The 18,834-nt window shown below is 52.7% G+C and carries 14 protein-coding genes and 1 tRNA gene; 6 read left to right on the top strand and 9 right to left on the bottom strand.

Annotation, left to right across the window (positions count from 1 at the left end; all coding sequences use genetic code 11):
* Nucleotides 1-153: 153 nt before the first annotated feature.
* On the bottom strand, nt 154-696 hold the full coding sequence (gene rfbC, locus FOA19_RS04160; protein ID WP_149089513.1) for a dTDP-4-dehydrorhamnose 3,5-epimerase: 543 nt from the start codon (nt 694-696) through the stop codon (nt 154-156).
* A gap of 8 nt (nt 697-704) precedes the next feature.
* Nucleotides 705-1,835, bottom strand: a complete 1,131-nt coding sequence (locus FOA19_RS04165) for a glycosyltransferase family 4 protein (RefSeq protein WP_149089514.1) — start codon at nt 1,833-1,835, stop codon at nt 705-707.
* A gap of 149 nt (nt 1,836-1,984) precedes the next feature.
* On the opposite strand from FOA19_RS04165, the gene FOA19_RS04170 reads away from it, so the two are divergent.
* From FOA19_RS04170 to ppk1, 4 genes are all read left to right on the top strand, one after another.
* Nucleotides 1,985-2,683, top strand: a complete 699-nt coding sequence (locus FOA19_RS04170; RefSeq protein ID WP_149089515.1) for a c-type cytochrome — start codon at nt 1,985-1,987, stop codon at nt 2,681-2,683.
* Between the two features lie 9 nt (nt 2,684-2,692).
* Nucleotides 2,693-3,892 carry a GTPase HflX gene (gene hflX / locus FOA19_RS04175; RefSeq protein ID WP_149089516.1) on the top strand — a complete coding sequence of 400 codons (1,200 nt, stop codon included), beginning with the start codon at nt 2,693-2,695 and terminating at the stop codon, nt 3,890-3,892.
* A 158-nt stretch (nt 3,893-4,050) separates the two neighbouring features.
* Nucleotides 4,051-4,548, top strand: a complete 498-nt coding sequence (locus FOA19_RS04180) for a SixA phosphatase family protein (protein WP_149089517.1) — start codon at nt 4,051-4,053, stop codon at nt 4,546-4,548.
* A 35-nt stretch (nt 4,549-4,583) separates the two neighbouring features.
* Nucleotides 4,584-6,701, top strand: a complete 2,118-nt coding sequence (gene ppk1, locus FOA19_RS04185; RefSeq protein WP_149089518.1) for a polyphosphate kinase 1 — start codon at nt 4,584-4,586, stop codon at nt 6,699-6,701.
* Nucleotides 6,702-6,838: 137 nt separating this feature from the next.
* Here the strand turns inward: ppk1 and FOA19_RS04190 are convergent, their stop codons facing one another.
* Both FOA19_RS04190 and FOA19_RS04195 read right to left on the bottom strand, forming a co-directional pair.
* Entirely contained in the window at nt 6,839-7,891 is a 1,053-nt protein-coding gene (locus tag FOA19_RS04190) for a DUF6268 family outer membrane beta-barrel protein (protein ID WP_149089519.1), read from the bottom strand.
* Nucleotides 7,892-7,931: 40 nt separating this feature from the next.
* Nucleotides 7,932-11,678 (bottom strand): metallophosphoesterase, encoded by a 3,747-nt coding sequence (locus FOA19_RS04195; RefSeq protein ID WP_149089520.1) that lies wholly within the window; start codon nt 11,676-11,678, stop codon nt 7,932-7,934.
* A gap of 632 nt (nt 11,679-12,310) precedes the next feature.
* Between FOA19_RS04195 and FOA19_RS04200 the strand changes: the two genes are divergently transcribed.
* Complete coding sequence (locus FOA19_RS04200; protein WP_149089521.1) at nt 12,311-13,498, top strand: Pycsar system effector family protein; 1,188 nt, start codon at nt 12,311-12,313, stop codon at nt 13,496-13,498.
* A gap of 76 nt (nt 13,499-13,574) precedes the next feature.
* Here the strand turns inward: FOA19_RS04200 and FOA19_RS04205 are convergent, their stop codons facing one another.
* Nucleotides 13,575-14,717: a DUF2652 domain-containing protein gene (locus FOA19_RS04205; protein ID WP_149089522.1), complete on the bottom strand. Its 1,143-nt coding sequence runs from the start codon at nt 14,715-14,717 to the stop codon at nt 13,575-13,577.
* Nucleotides 14,718-15,144: 427 nt separating this feature from the next.
* Entirely contained in the window at nt 15,145-15,345 is a 201-nt protein-coding gene (locus FOA19_RS04210) for a hypothetical protein (protein WP_149089523.1), read from the bottom strand.
* Nucleotides 15,346-15,715: 370 nt separating this feature from the next.
* On the opposite strand from FOA19_RS04210, the gene FOA19_RS04215 reads away from it, so the two are divergent.
* A tRNA-Arg gene (locus tag FOA19_RS04215) sits at nt 15,716-15,787 on the top strand.
* A 721-nt stretch (nt 15,788-16,508) separates the two neighbouring features.
* Here the strand turns inward: FOA19_RS04215 and FOA19_RS04220 are convergent.
* From FOA19_RS04220 to FOA19_RS04230, 3 genes are all read right to left on the bottom strand, one after another.
* A complete protein-coding gene (locus FOA19_RS04220; protein WP_149089524.1) occupies nt 16,509-17,204 on the bottom strand; it encodes a hypothetical protein in 696 nt (231 codons plus the stop codon).
* A gap of 735 nt (nt 17,205-17,939) precedes the next feature.
* The gene (locus FOA19_RS04225; protein ID WP_149089525.1) at nt 17,940-18,509 is read right to left on the bottom strand and encodes a hypothetical protein; all 570 of its coding nucleotides are present in this window, start codon (nt 18,507-18,509) and stop codon (nt 17,940-17,942) included.
* A gap of 80 nt (nt 18,510-18,589) precedes the next feature.
* Nucleotides 18,590-18,823 (bottom strand): helix-turn-helix domain-containing protein, encoded by a 234-nt coding sequence (locus tag FOA19_RS04230; RefSeq protein WP_149089526.1) that lies wholly within the window; start codon nt 18,821-18,823, stop codon nt 18,590-18,592.
* Nucleotides 18,824-18,834: the final 11 nt, after the last annotated feature.

Consider the following 18,834-nt stretch of genomic DNA (forward strand, 5'->3'; position numbering starts at 1 on the left):
AAGTAGACTGCAGGAAGGGAACTAAGGGAGATAGATTATATGCATCGCTATTTTCAAATGATCCGTTTTGTGCCTGCTTTTTTGAAAACAGGCACAAAACAAAAAGCCTCCGCAGTGTTGCAGAGGCTTTTTGTTACTGTCATGACACAAGTATTAGAAAGGAGAGTCAAAGCCTTCCAGAGTAGGAAGAATCTCGTCTTTCTCTGAAACCAAAGGTTTGTCAATCCCCCATTCAATTCCAAGCGCAGGATCATTCCAGAGCAACCCGCCTTCAGAATCTTTGTGGTAATAATTGCTGCATTTGTACTGGAAAATAGTGCCTTCCTCCAACGCCACAAATCCGTGGGCAAACCCCACCGGTATAAAAAAGGAATTACGTTTCTCGGCATCCAGCAGACAGGTAACATGCTGCCCGTAAGTAGGCGAATCTTTGCGAATGTCTACGACTACATCTAGGGCTTTGCCTACAGTGACACTTACCAGTTTTGCCTGTGCAAAGGGAGGCCTCTGAAAATGCAACCCTCGTAAAACACCTTTTTTGGAGATGGATAAGTTGTCCTGGACAAACGTTTCGCAGATGCCTGCCTCGGCAAACATTCTCTCACTAAAAGTCTCTAAAAATGCTCCTCTATCATCGGCAAAAATCCTTGGAGTAATCTCCATCACTCCCGCTAACGGGAAGTTCCTTACTTGCATATAATACGTTATTTTATCTGGCGGCTTATTTTTCCGGTTGCTCCTTCAATTGCCGCAAAATAACGATCAATTACAAATTTTTCATCGAATTTTTCCTCAGCCAGACGGCGGCTGTTGTGGCCCATGGCCTGCAACTCTGGATTGGAGAGCAGATACACCTGTTCCATTTTGGCGGCCAGGTCTGCGCCGTTGCGGACTTCGCAGAGGTAGCCGTTGTAACCGTCAATCACGGTTTCCTTGCAGCCGGGTACGTTGGTAGTGACAATGGGCTTGGCCATGGCAGCGGCTTCCAGCAGGGTGCGGGGTGTGCCCTCGCGGTAAGACGGTAGCACCACGCAATCGGCGCCATGTACAATGCTGGCCACGTTGTCTGAGGTGCCCAGGTACTCCAGCCAGCCTTCGTTCGCCCACGCTTCCACCTGGGTTCGCTTGATCCCGATGTTGCCTTCCTCGTCAATGGCGCCCAAGAGTTGGATGCGCAGCTCGGGGTGTTTGGCCTTCAGGATTTTGCTGGCCTCCACGTATTCCACCAGGCCTTTCTCATAAAGTGCGCGGGAAACCATCAGAAATACAAACGGATGCTGACGCTTGAATTCAGGGGCCGGCAGGTAGCGTTTGGTGTCAATGCCTGAGCCGGGGATCACCTCCGTGATGGACTCGCGCACCAGTTTGCGGTCCAGGAAAAGCGCTTTGTCATCTGAGTTCTGGAAAAACACCTTAGCCGGAAACTGGAACGAGAACCGGTACAGTGCCATGGCAATCTTAGACACCAGGTTCTGCACAATGAACACCGTTCCCAAACCAGACACGTTGTTGATGGTAGGAATCCCCGCCAGATGCGCCGCAATGGAGCCGTAGATGTTGGGTTTGATGGTGTACTGCAGAATCACATCGGGTTTCACGCTTTTGTAGGCCTTCAGGAACTTGCGCACCAGCAGCATGTCTTTGAACGGGTTGGTGCCTTTGCTCTCCAGGGGCAGCGGAACAAACTGACATCCCTCGGCTACCAGCTTGGCAGAATAGGCATCTTCGGGGGCGATGGCGACAACTTCATGCCCGGCCGCCAACAGGGCTTTGACCAAACTAAGGCGAAAATTGAAGATATTCCAGGACTTGTTGATAACAATGGCAATACGCATGGGGTAAAGGAAAGCAAAAGACAAAGATAGCAGCAGATTTGGCAGCAACCCGCTCCTACGCACAGAATCTACAAGGGGTTAGGCGGTTTTCAGCGCCATTGTACTTACTTTGCACGTAAACCAAGCCTCCGTTACCAACTTACACCACCGTGACCACCGCCTCTTTGCACATCCATGTTCTGGTAGTAGTCCTGTTCCTGCTCCTGTTTCTAGTGAAGGCGTTCCTGCTTTTCGCCGGCAAACACGAGACCCTGAACAAGACCCGCTCCTCCACCAAAATGCTGGACATAGTGACCGGTACGCTCATTCTGGTAAGTGGAGGCTATCTACTGCTCAACTACAACGGGCCGCTTCCCTCCTGGCTGCTGGTAAAAGTGGTGCTGGTGCTGGCTGCTATCCCGTTTTCCATTGTGGGCATCAGGCGGCACAGCAAAGTCCTGACCTCCGTAGGAGTACTCATTTTCCTGTATGTCTACGGAGTGGCCGAAACCAAAAGCCTGAAAATGCGTCCTGATAAAGGCGAAGCCGTGGCCGTCTCCCCCAACGGAAAAGTAGGAACCGCCTCTCCCCATCCGGGAAAGGCCAGCAATCCTATCGTGGCCCAACTGGAGGGAACGCAGCTGGACAACACCAAGGCTATTTACACTGCTCTGTGCGCCAACTGCCACGGCGCGGATGGCCAGAAAGGATCCAGTGGCGCCACTAATTTGCAAGAGAGCACCCTTACCGTGGAAGAACGCCGGGAAGTCATCGCCAATGGCCGCGGCCTCATGCCGGGCTACAGTTCCCAACTCTCTGAGCAGGAGCTGGAGACGCTGGCGCTCTATTCCACTTTGCTTAAAAAGTAACCGTACTACATGAAAAACCAACTCCATATCACTGCCAAAGAACAGGAGACCGCCGTGCTGGTGGCCGTGCCTGAATACCGGCAGACCGATGAAAAGACCAAAGAGTACCTGGATGAACTCGCGTTCCTCACCGAGACCGTGGGCGCCAAATCCCTCAAACGCTTTGTGCAGAAACTGGACAAGCCAGACGCCAAAACCTACGTGGGCAAAGGCAAACTGGAAGAGATCATCGCCTATGTAAAAGAGCACAAGGTAGACATGGTCATTTTTGACGATGACCTCTCCCCCTCGCAGGTGCGCAACCTGGAGCGCGAGCTGGAGGTGAAGATCATAGACCGCAGTTTGCTTATCCTGGACATCTTCGCGCTGCGTGCCCAGACTGCTACCGCCCGCGCACAGGTGGAACTGGCCCAGTACCGCTACCTGCTGCCCCGCCTTACCAATATGTGGACCCACTTAAGCCGCCAGAAAGGCGGGGGCGTGGCCATGCGCGGACCAGGGGAAACCGAGATCGAGACCGATAGACGGATTGTGCGGGACAAGATCTCCTTGCTCAAGGAAAAGCTGGAGAAGTTTGAGAAGCAGAACTATGAGCAGCGCAAGTCCCGCTCGGGCATTGTGCGCGTCTCGCTGGTGGGCTACACCAACGTGGGCAAATCCACCATCATGAACCTGCTCACCAAAGCCGATGTCTTCGCCGAGAACAAGCTGTTTGCCACGGTAGACGCCACGGTGCGCAAGATGGTGATTGAGAACATTCCGCTGCTGCTTTCAGACACGGTTGGATTCATTAGAAAACTGCCCACCAAACTTATTGAGAGCTTCAAGTCCACGCTGGACGAGATCAGGGAGTCTGACCTGCTGCTGCACGTAGTGGACGTGTCGCACCCTTCGTTTGAGGAGCACATCGGGGTGGTGAATGACACCTTGAAAGACATCCATTCGGCGGATAAGCCGATAGTCTTGGTCTTCAACAAAACCGACCTGTACCTGGCCCAGCGCGAGCAGGAACTGAAAGAGGAAAACCCAGACGCCCTTCCAGACATCAACGACCTGAGATCGTCTTACATGGCCAAGCAGCACACCCCGGCCATCTTTATCTCGGCCACAGACCGGGCCAATATTGATGAGCTGCGCCAGGTCTTGATGGAGCAGGTGTCTAAGATCCATTTTGAGCGCTACCCGCATAATGCTCCCCAGGTAGAGTAGGTCTGTTTAGGGCCTCTTTTAAGGAAAACAAGCCTTAAACACCTCTTCAGGAACGGGCACCCGGGCACCCTTGCCAGGACAACTATTTTCAGGCGTAAACAGTAAACATGAAAGCCGCAGCTGCCCCACAGTTGTGGCTTTCATGTTATGTAAGCCAAATGAAAACGCTATATCTGTTACGCCACGCCAAGTCCAGCTGGAAGTACGAGGAACTGAGTGACCATGACCGTCCTCTGAACAAAAGAGGCCGCACAGATGCGCCCCTCATAGGCCAGGAGCTGCTGGAAAGGGAAATAAAGCTTGACCTGGTGGTCTCCAGTTCAGCGGTGAGGGCCATCACCACCGCTACGCTGGTGGCCAAGGAACTGAATTTCGCGCCAGACAAGATTGGGGTGCAGGAAGAACTCTACCTCATCTCCTCTGAGGACCTACTCATCTTTGTCCAGTCTCTGCCAGATGAATACAACCACGTGATGGTGGTGGGGCACAACCCCGCCTTCACTGAACTTGCCAACCAACTCAGCCCAGACAAAAGCATCGCCAACATTCCTACGGCCGGCATTGTGGGCCTCAGCTTTGACTGCAGTTACTGGGGCCAGATCTCCAAAGACAACGCCAAGCTCCTTTTCTTCGATTTCCCAAAAAACTATCGCTAACGAGGGCCCGTTCTGCCCCTCCTAACTCCACCTGAATGTCGGCAAAAGACAATACAGACCCTACCAAACCTTCGCAGGAGAAATCCCTGGTTGATGAAGTTCCGCAGATAAGCCGCGAACTGAGTTGGCTTAGGTTCAATTACCGCGTGCTGCAGGAAGCCAAAGACCCGCGGGTGCCCCTGCTGGAGCGCCTGAATTTCCTGGCCATTTTCTCCTCCAACCTGGATGAATACTTCAAGGTGCGGGTGGCCACCATGCGCCGCCTGGCTAAGCTGAAGAAAAAGACCCGCGAGAAACTGGAAGACGATCCCCTGCCGGAACTGGGCGAGATCATTGCGGAGGTGTCACGGCAGCAGCAGGAATTCGGGCAGGTTTTCCGGACTGAGATCCTGCCGGAGCTCCGCCGCGAGCACATCCACCTCATAGACGAGACCGAGTGCACAGACGGGCAGCGCGACATGGCGCTGGACTATTTCCGGCGTACTATCAAGCCGCTTCTGGTGCCCATTATCTTCAGCGCCAACGCGAGCCCGCTGTTCCTCAAAGACCAGACCGTGTACCTCATCGTGCGCCTGAAACCGCAGGCCCAGGAGGAAGCAGAGCAATACGCCATTCTGGAAATTCCTACCCAGAAACACGGGAGCCGCTTTGTGCAATTGCCCGTGGAGCAGGGCGAACACTACGTCATGCTCCTGGACGATGTGATCAGGGTGGGTTTGCCCGAGCTATTCCCCGGCTTTGCCGAGGTGGAGGCCTACGCCGTGAAACTCTCCCGCGACGCCGAGCTGGACATTGAGGAGGAGGTATCGGGCAATTTAATGGCCAAAATCAAGAAAAGCCTCAAGAAACGGGAAACCGGCCGGCCCAGCCGCCTCCTCTATGACCCAAAGACCCCGGAGCCCATGCTGCACGCACTGCTGGAGCACATTGGCATCACCACCGATGAACTGGTGGTGGGCAGCCGCTTCCACAACTTCCGGGACTTCTTTGGGTTTCCCAAGTTTGACATTCCGGGCCTGTACTATCCGCCGCAACCGCCCTTGCCGCACCCGGTACTGGAGAAAGCGCCCAGCCTGTTGGCAGCCATGAAAGAGCAGGAGTTCCTGCTGCATTACCCTTACCAGAAATTTGATTACGTGCTCCGCTTCCTGGAAGAGGCCGCCGATGACCCCGCCGTCACCAGCATCAGCGTCACGCTCTACCGCGTAGCCGATAAATCACAGGTGGCCAAGGCGCTCATCAGGGCCGCCGAGAACGGCAAGCTGGTCACCGCCGTGGTGGAGCTCAAGGCCCGCTTTGACGAGGAATCAAACATCTACTGGGGCAGCAAACTGGAGAAAGCCGGCGCCAACGTCATCTACGGGGTTCCGGACCTGAAAGTGCACAGCAAGATTGGCCTGGTGACCCGGCAGGAAGACGGCCAGACTGCCCATTACGCGTACCTGAGCACCGGCAACTACAACGAGAAAACCTCGCGCATCTACACCGACCACGCCCTTTTCACCACCGACCAACGGCTCACCAGCGAGATGTCCAAGGTCTTCAACTTTTTGGTGGACGGCAACACCAACCTGACGTTTGAGCACCTGCTGGTGGCGCCCTTCAACCTGCGCGACGGCTTGGAAAAGCTCATCAAGCACGAAATGGAGCTGGCCCGGAACGGGAAGCCCGCCTACATTGTGGCCAAGATGAACGCCCTGCAAGACAGCCGCATGATCAAGCAGCTGTACGAGGCCGGCCAGGCCGGCGTGAAGATAGAGTTGCTGGTGCGCGGCATCTGCAGCCTGATTCCGGGCGTGCCGGGGTTGAGCGAGAACATCTCGGTGCGCAGCATCGTGGACCGGTACCTGGAGCACGGGCGCATCTACGTCTTCGGGAACGGCGGGGAGGAGAAAATCTTTATCGCCTCGGCAGACTGGATGAACCGCAACCTCAACCGCCGCGTGGAAGTGGCTTTCCCCGTGTATGACCCTGTTCTGCGCCAGGAAACCCGCCAGATGCTGGACCTGCACATGAAAGACAACCAGAAAGCCCGCCTCTCAGACAACCAGTACTGGATCTCTGATGACCCCACCTTGTCTGTGCACGCGCAGGGTGAGGCTTACCGGCTCTTGAAAGAAAAAGCCACCCAGGCCGGCCTTCCGGCAACCTAGGACCTCAGATATACATCCATACCCACAAAAGCATAGGGCCGATATCTTCTGATATCGGCCCTATGCTTTTTGGTTTGAGGTGAACGGATGTTCTGTTTAGGGGCCGTTTTCAGGAAATCGGCCCCTAAACAGAACGGTTATTGTTTCAGGAAGCGGCGCGGCGGCACCAGGAACAGCTCCACATTGAAGAAAACCGCGTCTTTGATATGGGTTTCGATCAACGGATTGGCAGTGCGCTGGCGGCCATCGTACAAGTCAAATTTGTGGTTGTAGCGGTACCCTGTTTCCAGCGCGAACCAGATGAAGTCATAGATCTCCCGGTCCCAGCGAAGCCTGGCTTTGATCTCCGATTTCCGCAGTTCCACGGTCTCGTACTGGTTGAAGGGCTCGGTGTTGATGTTGATGTTGTAGGTAGAGCCGTCAATGCGGTAACCCAGATACAGCAGCGATTTCTCTGAGAAGTTGCGCCGGAAGGTGACGTTGGCCGGGAACAGCGCCTCTACGCCCCACTTGTCGTTGAAGGTGCGGTTGTACAGAAAGGCCGGGTAAATGGTCTGCCGCCCGAACGCGTAGCCCAGCTGCACGCCCACCCCGTAAGACAGGTAAGGACTTTTCTTCCAGCCGTAAATGGCCTCCATGGAGGTTCTCAGGTAGCGGGTCAGGCTGATGTCGCTGTACTTGCCGTAGTCACCGTTCAGCTCACCCTTCACCCTGAAGACGAGGTAGTTTTTGCGGTTCAGGGGTTTGAGCATGATCAGTTGGCCGTCCAGGGAGCGCAGGTTCTTGTCTTCCAGGCGCTGGTACAAAGGGTACTGCTGCGTCTCGGGCTTTTTGTAGTTGAACTCCTCCAGAAAGTAACTGCCGCCCAGCACCAGCTTGAAGTGCGGGTTGTTCACCAGCGGCGCATAGGCCTTGAACTCAAAGCGGTTGCTTTTGAGCACATCGGCGCGGGCATCTTCCACGGAACTCTGCTGCCCCCTTGAGTGCATCCCAAACCGCGGCAACCGCTCATACCTGATGATGATGCCCTTGCTTTTGCCCATGCCCACTACGGACGGGTTGGCTAACTCCTCTGCATCGGTGGTGTCCTGGGCCGCCCTCAAAGAATCAGAGAAAAAACCCTGGGCGTTTACCGGCTGTTTGGTAAAAACCAGGCCTAAAATACCCATCAAGAGAAAGAGCTTTTTCATAGTAGCGGCGCGGTGAAATGAACGTGTGGTAAGAGACATGTTAAAAGAGGAAGCCAAAATTCACGTTGTACAGTTTATCATCTTCGCCTACGGAGTAGGTGGCATTGATCACGGCCTGCTTGAGCACGTCAATCCAGATACCGCCGCCTACGCCGCGGTGTATTTTGTTGGAGTCATCGTTGTCTGCCCACACGCGGCCGTGGTCCACGAGCCCCATGATCCCGAATTTACCCGGGAACAGGTACACGTTGAACTTGAAGAGTTCTGCCCGCACCTCGGTGTTCTGGTAAACGGAGCTACGCCCGGCAAAACGGGTGCGGCGGTATCCGCGCAGGTTGGTGAGCCCGCCTAAGGTGTTGGCCTGGTAGAACGGGAAATCCCCGAAGTTGTAGGCCCCGCCCAACCTTGCCGCCAGGGTAAGCTGGAACGGCAAGCGCGGCCCTATGTAGAACATGAACTCAGAACCAACGCGGCCGAAGTTTCGGCCTTCCCCGCCCAACTGGCGGGAGTAGGAGAATTCGTTCAGCCATTTTAACCCGATGCGCGGGTTCACCGGGGTGCTCACCGCCTGCAGGTTCAGGAAGCCCCTTATCCCCGTGAACTGCTCCACCCCGAAGACTTCCTCGGAGAAGATCTCGTCTACGTAGCGGCCGGGGTAATGCTGCAGCTCATATCGGTCATAGAACGGCCCGATGCCCATCTTCACGAAGTTGGTGAAACTGGTGTTGATGGTAGGAGACACCATCATGCGAGCTAACCGGACACGGTAGTATTCTATGTCATCTCGCTCCTGCCTTGTCTCATTGCCCAGCCCGAAGAAGTTGATCTGGTACTGCGGCCCGAAAATGGCGGCTCTTATCCCCAGGTCCAGCTTGTCGTTCAAGATCTGCTTGAACTCAGAGTCATACCTGATGTTGTAGGCGCGGGTGGCGAAGGCGTAGTTCGCCCGCAGGTAATGCTCAGAGGCGTACGGCTTCTTCCGGAACTTGTGGTTGCGGTACAGCACGCCGCCACCCAGGAACAGACCATCGTCCACGTTGTATTCTATGGACAACCGGGGCCCAAAGTAAGGGATCTTGTAGTTGTCGCGGTCGTAGAGGTTCACGTCTTCAAAGGCCTCGGTTTTGTCCTCGGCCTCAGTGCCAAAGTCTATCTGATTTTTCTCGCCGGTGAAGTCATAGATCTTGGTTTTGCGTACCGGGCCTGTCACGCAGGACTTGTCTGAGATGGAGTCGTTTCCCTCGCCCCCAACTATGCGCACCATAGGGCCGGTTTTGGTAGTTCCGGTCACCTCAAATATGTCATCGTCTCCCAGGCCGTACAGCCTGATCTCCTCGGTTTCCTTGTTTTTGAACAAACGGCGGTAAAGCACTTTGGTCACCTCGCCCTCTTTGTTGATCTTGCGCATGGTCACCTCAGTCTCGTCGTCTGAAATGCGGCGCACCTCAAACTTCTCGCGCTTGTCAGAGCCGGCAATGTCCACGTCCTCGGCCAGGTGCAGGTAATATCTCTCGGCTACTTGCGGCAACAGATCACGTCTTGATTTGAGGTTCGCCACCACCTCGGGGCCCGAGAGCGGGTACACTTCCGGCGGCATCTGGCGCACGGCTTCCTCAATGGCCTGGTCAGTCATGGAGGCTTTCAGGTCGTTGGCCAAGGTGATCCACTGCTCGCGCGTCACGCTGGACAGGAAGGTACGGTCTGCGGAAAGGGCCGAGAGGTTGAGGCCTTTGTAGTCCCCGAAATCTTTCCCGAAGTGCTGGAAGTTACGCACTGCCCACCGCCGGCTCACGAGCCAGGGAATGATGCCGTCGGCTTTGAAGAACGCAATGTCGCGGTCTTCGGGCACAGGCCGGTAGGTACGGTTATCCTCGCCAGATCTGGTTTCTACCCAGCGCCACTGCCCTTCGTGCCGATCCCAGTCGCCAATGAGCATGTCCAGCAGGCGGGCGCGGGCAAATTCCTGCTCGTTCACCTGGTTGTCATGGTCATTGCGCTTGCGCTCCAGCAGTTTCTCGGTGCCAATGATGTTGGTGGCATTGCCCAAGCTGGCTACGTCTGAGTGGTCTTCGTCGGCGTCTTCCTCCAGGAAGGCCACAGTGTTGTTGAACTCATCCAGGTACTGGCGCAAGCGCGGATCATTGGGAATGTACACCAGTTTAGGGTTGGTATGGTACACCCCGGCGGCATCGGCGAGTTTGGCGGCCACCAAGGCGCCGTACGGATGCTGCGCCGAGATCTGGTCCTGCAAGATGTCGCGGGCCACGGTGCGCTGCAGTGCTTCGGGCAGCACGCTGGTTGGGTCTTTGTTCACAGAGCGCAGGGTGTACTCGCGGCCTTCCTCGTTGCGGAGTTTGAGGGAAGAGGTCTGCTTGCCGCCGCCTTTCTGGTACGGCACCAGACCGCCCTTCTCGCGCTGCAAATCCAACAGGGGAATGCTTACCGGCGTCTGCCATTCTCTACGGTAGTGGTTTCCCAGCAAGCCTTTCTTGAACGCGCCCCCGCCATAGGTCTTGTTGGCTGGCGTGGTGATGGTGCTGTCTTTATAGTCTTCCTTGGAGACGGCCATCTGCTCGGTCTCTGGTTTGGCCTTGGCGTACATGGGCATCCGGAAGGAGAGCCTGGCCGGCTCATCATCATCGTTCTTGGCGTAGAACTCTACCCAGGCCTCGCCGTTGCGGTAATAGTTGATGCGGGCATACCCCTGCGACTTCTCGGCGTAGAGCGCGTCTCCGCCGTTTTTCACGTGCTGGGTCTTGCAACCCGCCCCACTCACAATGTGCGACAGTTTGCCTACTTTGAAATACTGCAGGTTGTGCTCATGCCCCGCCGCGTACACAATGTTGTCATACTTGGAGAACACGGTCATGAGGCCGTTGATGTACGCCTGGTAGCTGGGGTGCGGAATATCCTGGGCAATACCGCCGTACTTCCGCGCCAGTGGATAGATAGACCCGATGACCGGCAGCGGCAACACCCAACCCTTGCGGAGGATGGTGAGCGGGAACAGGTGATCTGTGAGGGTGAAGTACCCCCCGTGAATCCCGTTGCTGAACATTGGGTGGTGGCCCACCACTACTATGTTTTTGTCTTTGTTTTTCTGGATGATGTCTTCCAACTGCACCAACACGTCTACCTCGCTGGTGACGCCGCAGGGGTTGTCGTCGCCGTAGGGTTTGTCAAAGGGGTGCAGCCACCAGTGTGAATCCAGTGCGATGAGGACGATCTCTTCTTCAATGAGTACTTCAAAGGGACCAGGGCAGCCGTTGCCCGGCACAAAAAAATCGGTACCTACTACAATGTTGCTGTCTGCGAGGTATTCTTCCACAAAGCGCTCTTCGCGCACCACGGCCTCCCAGCCGTCTGGGGTTCCGCTGCCCCCGCCCCAGTCGTGGTTGCCGGGGATCATGTACTTCTCGCCTTTGTAGCCTTTAAGGATATCCAACTGGGCCTTCATGCGGGCCTCGGCGGTTTTACGGTCATAGGCGTCTGGCGCGGGCAGTCCGTTATGGTAGATGTTATCGCCCAGGTACACTACGGCACTCTTTTCCCCGGCCCGGTCAATCTGGGACTTCAGGTGCATGAGCGTGGGGTCTGGTTTGTCAGTAAGCGGGGCGCCGGCGTCTCCAATCAGGAACACGCTGTAGATAATCTCGGAGGTATCCTTGGGCGTCTGTGACTGCCAGTCCAAGACGTTGCGGGCATAATAAGGTTTAGCCGTGGTACATGCTTGCACGAACCAGAAAATGGCAAAGGGTAAGAAGAGGAGACAGTATTTTTTTTTCATGAACGATAGATGCCAAAGCTTCAATCTGCGGGCCCAGGCAATAACCGACGGGCCGGGAAGTATCTTAAAGAGGTAAAAGATGGTCTTTATACGGAGCGCGGCCTTCAGAGATTATCAACAACCCTATAGAATAGCTTCCGGATAATATTTGCCTGTATGACGTACGCAGGGGGGCTAGGGTTAGAAGAAATTTTGCCTGGGCAGATTCTTTTAATTCTTCTATCCTGATGAGGATTCTATCATATGCCTGCCCGTTTTAGCACCGTTTTTCAGAAAACAACCCCTAAACCGCTGCCAGAAGACCATGGCTACCTGTAGACAGAACATGTCCTGATTCGCTAGCTTTCTACTGAAGAGCCACTTACAGGACCTCCGGTTTACAGGGCGGTGCGCCTGGCGTAGCTGCGACCAGCAGATGGCAGCATATTGTTTCAGGGCTGTTTTATTGAAAATGGCCTTGAAACAGCATCTCCGCAGGCTGCGGCCAGGATCTTCCCCGGGGCGCGAAATGGAATACTGCTAACCTTAAAGACCGATTTCGCGTTGTACACCTTTGGATTCAACTCTATTGCGGGCAGCCCTTTTGCTGCCTTAGACAAGTGCTACGGGCAATATCGCTCTCACCTATCTTTATGGAAAACGAAGATCTCATCCGGAAAGCTGGCAACTACGTGTTCACGCTTTTCAAAGAGAAACTATCTAAGAAATTGGTTTACCACAACTACAAACACACGTTTGAGGTGGTAAAAGAGGCCAGGGAACTGGCCCAGGGGTGCAACTTGCCCCCCGAGGAAATGGAGATCCTTATGCTGGCCGCCTGGTTCCATGACACGGGCTACATCAGCACCTATGAGAATCATGAAGAGGAAAGCGTAGAGATTGCCACCGCCTTTCTGGAGAAGGAGAAATACCCTCCAGAGAAGATCTCGATGGTGAACACCTGCATCATGGCCACCAAACAGGGCAGCACCACGCACCACCTGCTGGAAGACCTTCTGGTAGACGCCGACATTGCCAATATTGGTAAGGAGACTTTCTTTGCCACCGCTGAGCTCCTGCGCGTGGAGTGGGAGATTTACCAAAACCGTACGTTCTCTGACCTGGAGTGGGCGCAGTTCCAGCTTGACTTCCTGCTTTCGGTGTCTTTCCGGACCCAGCCGGCCCAGGCCAAGTTCTCCAAACAGCTCAGCAAGAACATACAGGAGCAGCGCGACCACCAGAAGGAACTGGCCAAGAAGAAAAAGAAAAAGGAGAAGAAAAACCGCGAAGACCTGGCCCAGCCCAAACGGGGTATTGAGACCATGTTCAAGAGCACCTATGACAACCACATCAGTCTGAGTGCCATCGCAGACAACAAGGCCAACATGATGATCAGCCTCAACGCCATCATCATGTCTATCATTATCACGTACCTGGGCACCAAGTCCTCCATCATCGGGGCTGAGTTCACGCGTAACCCTATCCTTATGATCCCGGTGGGCATCCTGCTGGCTACCACTCTGGCGTCGGTGATCTCAGCCATCATCTCGGCGCAGCCGGAGGTGACCAGTTTTCGCCTGCGGCCCGATAAGCTCACCAGCCGTCGCATTAACCTGCTGTTTTTCGGGAATTTCACCAAAATCCCGCTGGAAGATTTCCAGAATGGCATGCATGACATCATGCGCGACAAGAACGCCCTCTACAACAACATGATCACCGATATCTATTACCTGGGAGACGTGCTCAAAAACAAGTACCGCCTGCTACGCATCTCCTACACCATTTTCATGATCGGGATTATCTTAACGGTGTTGTCCTTCGTGATTGCCATCTCTAGATAAAACAATAGAGTAACATAAAGCAGAAGGGGCTGCCGTTGTAGAAACGGCAGCCCCTTCTGCTTTTAACCTTTATATCTTATTTCTGGCGGTTCTGGTGCAGTTGCTCACAAAGGTGCTTCAACTGCAGCAAAGAGGCCTTCATGAACCCTTTGATCTGCTTGCGCCCGAAGTTGTCATAGAAATAATCGCCCACGGATACCCGGCTGTAATGGAATTCCAGGGTGAGTTGCGTTCCGCCCTCCTCTTGGTACAGGTGATAGAAGATGAGGGCATTGGGGAACATCTTAAAGTTGGCCATCTTCTCAATGACCTCAATCTTCTCTGGCGTGACGCGGCTCTGCAAGGTCTGCATTTCAATGGAGCCCCCTTTCTCCATCTCGCAGAAGTAGTTGGTACCAATGCGGTTCACTTTCTTGGTGTCAAAGCGCGCGCTTTTCACGCGGTGCATCCATTTGGGCTTGAGCCGGTAGTTCTGAATCACCCGCAGCACCAACTCAGCGGGCGCCTTGATACAATCCTTCAAGGAAAACGTGTTGGGATACTGCTTGTGCGTGTGCTCAGCCTCTGGGTCTGTGACCAGGAGGCGCAGCGGGGTAAGGAAGGCGTATTTGTAGCGGATATCCCCTACGTGCTCATAGGTGTTCATGCCGTCTTTGAGCTGAGACCATTCAAAGTTCTGCGCCACCGCCTCGGGGTCCTGGGTGTTGAGGTAGCCTTCAGTCAGGAGCACGTATTCTGAGCCCTCTATGCTGTTTTTTAACAGGCGGTGAGCCAGGATCACATCGGTGCCCATGAGCTTGATATGGTCCCGTATTTGGGTCACACTGATGCGCCCGTAATGCACCACTACTTTAAGGGTGAGTTTGTTCTCAGAGAGTTTGGGGCTGGACAGGATATCGTCCCGCTCCATGATGCGCAGGTAGTTCTGAAAGTCCAGGAAAATCTGCTTGCACTGGCTCACAATCTGGTCAATGGCCGGGGCCTCTCCTATCTTGTAGAACAGGATGGCGTCTCCCTGTATCTCGCAGACTTCCATGTTGAGGATGTTGGCCTCAATGATGATCTCCAGCAGATCGGCGATAAGGTTACGGCTGTACTGCACCCCGTTTTCATGCATGAACCGGGTGAAGCCGCTTATATCAGGGATGAACAGCAAGGCTGGCTGCGTGTCATCCGCATCATGGGGCGCTAAAGAAATATTGGTTACTGTTGACTCCATGGATAAATTCTAAGTCAGAAGCCGTTCAGTTGAAATCTCAACCAGTTCCATCCTCTTGTTGGATTACCTTCCAACGCCACATATACGTGAATATGGCCTCTTCCTTTGCCTTTCAGGCGCAGATGTTGAAAATTTTCCTCAACTTCTTTTCCCTGCCCTCCTTAATACGGCTTAGAATACAGCCAGAGGAAGCCATTAGGTTATTACTGCAGTGTCATCCAAGCCTCATGCAAATAACTTGAATAGCGCCCAAATTCACTTTTCCTTTTAAAGAATACTCCACGGATCAATTTCCGTTTGGGGGCGAATTAAATTGATAAGCGAGTTCTTTTTGCCTTGTTTACCTCAAAATGGCCCTAAAACAAAAAGGAGTGATGGGCCATCTGCATGGTCTCCTTCACTCCTCTAAATTAACCTAAGGTCCTTACTAGGAATTAGCGTCTGCGCTTTTTGGCTTACGGCCTCTTTTTGCGCCTTTAGGCTTGTTCAAAGAATCTGGAATTTGATTCAAAGCCTCATTCATTTGGCTAAAAATACCTAGCATCAATTGAACATCTTCTACATTTTGGCAATCGCGGATTACCTCCATTTGCATCTTGTCAAGCTTGCTTTTAAGTTGATCTCTCATAGTAATTAGGTTGTTATAGAATGAATTCTGTGCAAATATATAAATAACGTTGAATCTTCAGCTTAAAGCTGCCAATTGTTCCCTTTTAATTCCTCTACGAATTACTTTACGCAATTTGTTTCTTATTTAATGAATTACTCTGGCAATTATTGCCTTAATTTTCATTATTTTCTTTTAAATCAACTTTTAAACTAATTCCTCAAGGCATTTCCTTTGCTCCTAACCCAACTAATTGTTTCTTTGGGGCAGGAGAAGGTAAAGCAGTAAGAAGTAAAAAATTTTTAGTGCGTTAGATTTAATGGTTCTAAAATTTCCTGGAGATTAATTTTGCTTTACTTTTGCAGATAGCAAATGCGGTCCTGCATTGACTGGCCCCGTAGTTCAACGGATAGAATAGAAGTTTCCTAAACTTTAGATCTGGGTTCGATTCCCGGCGAGGCCACACAAACGCCCCTTAAACCCAATTATAGGGACATTTTACTTTTGTTCGGATACATTTCGGACACCTAGCTCAATTCTGCTATATTTTCTATTCTTAATTTATACCCAATTTCTTCTTCATGAATTGCTTGAGTTCTACTTCTCTCAAGTCCTTTGCTTTCTTTTTTGTGCGCTCAAGCAGAAGATCCAAATCTTAAATTTTCCCTCGAGTAAACAATGGCTTTATCAACTATTGCTTATTCCCCGACCTTTGATTCCTTTTAACCCTGATGGCAATTAGTATAGATCCTAATATCCATAGTATTAACTCCTAATAACCATAGTATTAACTCCTAAAGCGATAATACCTAATCGCAACTTCACCATCATATATTTATAAATTTATCAATAACTATGTTGTTATCCTTTCTTCATACTTAAATATTTATATTTCACCGACTTATTGCACTCAAAATTGACTGAAGATCATACAGAGATTTGGCCCCTTTCTTCCCCTACTGTACAATTGCACTAAGCCTTTTCGCTCTTAATCGAGTGCGCGGCGGAAAAGCCCAGATAAGTTAAACTACAGATACTAAAGTAAGCTATAAATAAGCCATAAAATAGACTTGATTAGCCGCCCTGTTTAAAATTCCAAAAAACAAGGGTTTGTCTCTATGGTCTCTGATAAAGTGAATTACCAGCGTAAGTTTGGAAGTAATGGTAACAAAAGCATCTCTTTCCTAGTTGATTTCTTCCATTTTAAGGGTAGGCGCGCTGCCGTATTTCTCCTTGAATATTCCTTTAAGCATTTCCTTAACCACATCTGCTTTGTCCACAGTGGTGAGGATGCAGTCGTGGATAGTGGCGATGAAGAAACCCTCTTCCCCCAGCTCGGCCACCTTCCGGCACACCCCGTGGATGATGACCTCGCTCTCCTTCCGCATCAGCAGGACTGGCAGGGTGCTTCGATTTTTCCCCTTCATCCCCTTGACGGCGGCATACACACTCGGGAAGTGTTCGATGAAGGTCCTTCCAGCCAAGTTATTGAGATCCTCGGCCTTCCAGCAGGAGCAATAGAGGATGCCCCCGAAGATGGTCTTCTTGAAAGCGTCCCGCTCCTCCTCCTCGATCCCGCAGCGGTCCATAATGAAGCGGTAGAACCCCCTCTCCCCAGTGAGTTTAAGGTAATGGTCTACGTCTACGGGCAGGCCTTCCGGCCATAGGGAAGAGGCTCGCTCCAGAAGCATCATTCCCAGCAGGAAGGGCTGGCACTCCCCGATGTCGATGCCCACGATCCTCTGGCCAGTGTCCAGCCGCAGGAACCGCCGGAGGTCCCTGTTCAGGTTGGTGAGGTTGGTGAACAGGCGCCCCGTCTTTCCGTCCACCTTGAACTCCCATGGGACTTCCCCAATGGTGGCCCTGTGTATCTTCTCCAAACGGTACAGTTTCGCGGACACGTTGAAGTCTAAAAAAGTGAGAACATAGGGGGAATGGGGAGAGAGAAGGGATGGGGTATGCATAATAATAAGGAGGTAAGGGAATGGATTGGGAGTTATGTTAGAATAAGGGAATGGATTGGGAGTTATGTTAGAATAAGGGTATGAGGTGGGAAATTAAAGAGGATAAAAAATAGCGCGCCGTGTGGTGCATAAATGAATAACCAATAACCATCCTGTACAAACCGCTACCGCCGTCAATTTTGAGGAAGACATCCCGCCATCAGGGCTTCCCCATTTTTGCATAAGCTACGCCATTACCTTCAATGAGCTATTAATTAGCAAGTTAAACACCTTAACCCCTTCATTTTTGAATGGGGAACCTAGGATATCCCCTTCATTTTTGACGGGGGCAGCTACAATAGCGTCCCCATTTTTGAAGAATCACCTACAATAACGTTCTCATTTTTGAAGGAAGCGTTCTCATTTTTGAAGGAGTCAGCTACAATAGCGTTCTCATTTTTGACCGGCAGGCAGTCAGCTCTGATCGGGTTTGGCTAAGGAAAGCCTTCCATCTTTGGAACGAAGGCAGTTACTTCTGGCCGGCAGGTGTCATTTATGACCGAGAAGCCCTATGAGTGCAGTGGTGACGAGGTTGGATAGAGCCGGATTCTTTTGACGAGGTAAGGAGAACATCACAGGGGTGCAACTGAACCCGCGGCCGAAATCGATCCGTCAGAAAGCCCCTCCACCGGTTACACTTTTATAGGCTTTCTGCAGGTCAATGCCGAGGCGCCCCAGCTGCCTGTGGAGGTACCTGAAGGTCTCGTCCTCCGGGAGAATAATAGCTTCCGACGCCTGCACCTTCCTGAGGAGCACCCTGTTGTGGAACGTCTCTATATAGAGCCTTTGGCTGGCATAGACCTCGGTGAACCGGTAACCCAGGCATTTGCCCGGCCTGCCCTCCTTGCCTGCCCTAAATTCTCCGTCCAGTTCAATCACCCCAGCCTCCTCCAAATCCAAGACGACCCTCTTGCACTCTTTTGTGGTCAGCATTCTCTCAAGGTCCTTGCTGCATAGGTGGACGTAGGGATTTTCCTCCTCCCCTTTCCGCCCCATGATCCTCTTCTCATTGATGATGTGGCAGACATAGGCGTGCAGATGGTGCTTCTTCCACCTGTGCTCGGGTAGTACGGACTTCAAGTCCAGCCCAGCGGGCACCAGGAAGTCGAGCGAGGTTCCAGATTCTAGCTTAATGTATTCTTTTTGTTCGGCTTCGGCCACTCCATGGATTCGTGTAGTCATGTTTCGATTTGTTTGTGATTTGGCAAAGCGGTGGCAGGACCCGCCTTGCGGGCCTGCTACCTTTGGTTTGGAAAGTGTTGTTAGTTGTGCCTGCCCATGTCGGCGGGCTTGAGCGAGGCCAGCAGCTCACTGCGCTTGAAGTACACCCGGCGGCCTTTCCGACGAAAGAGGATACTCCCATTCTTCTTCCAGGCATGTATCGTGGCTTCCGTTACGCTGAGCAGCGTTGCCGCTTCTTTTACGGTGAGCAGGGAGTCCTCCGGCTCCTTCGTTTCCTTGGCAGGGAATTGGCTGGAGATGGCTTCTCGGACCATCTCCTCAAAAT

Origin of the sequence: Rufibacter hautae, assembly GCF_008271695.1 — a bacterium.
Taxonomy (GTDB): Bacteria; Bacteroidota; Bacteroidia; order Cytophagales; family Hymenobacteraceae; genus Nibribacter; species Nibribacter hautae.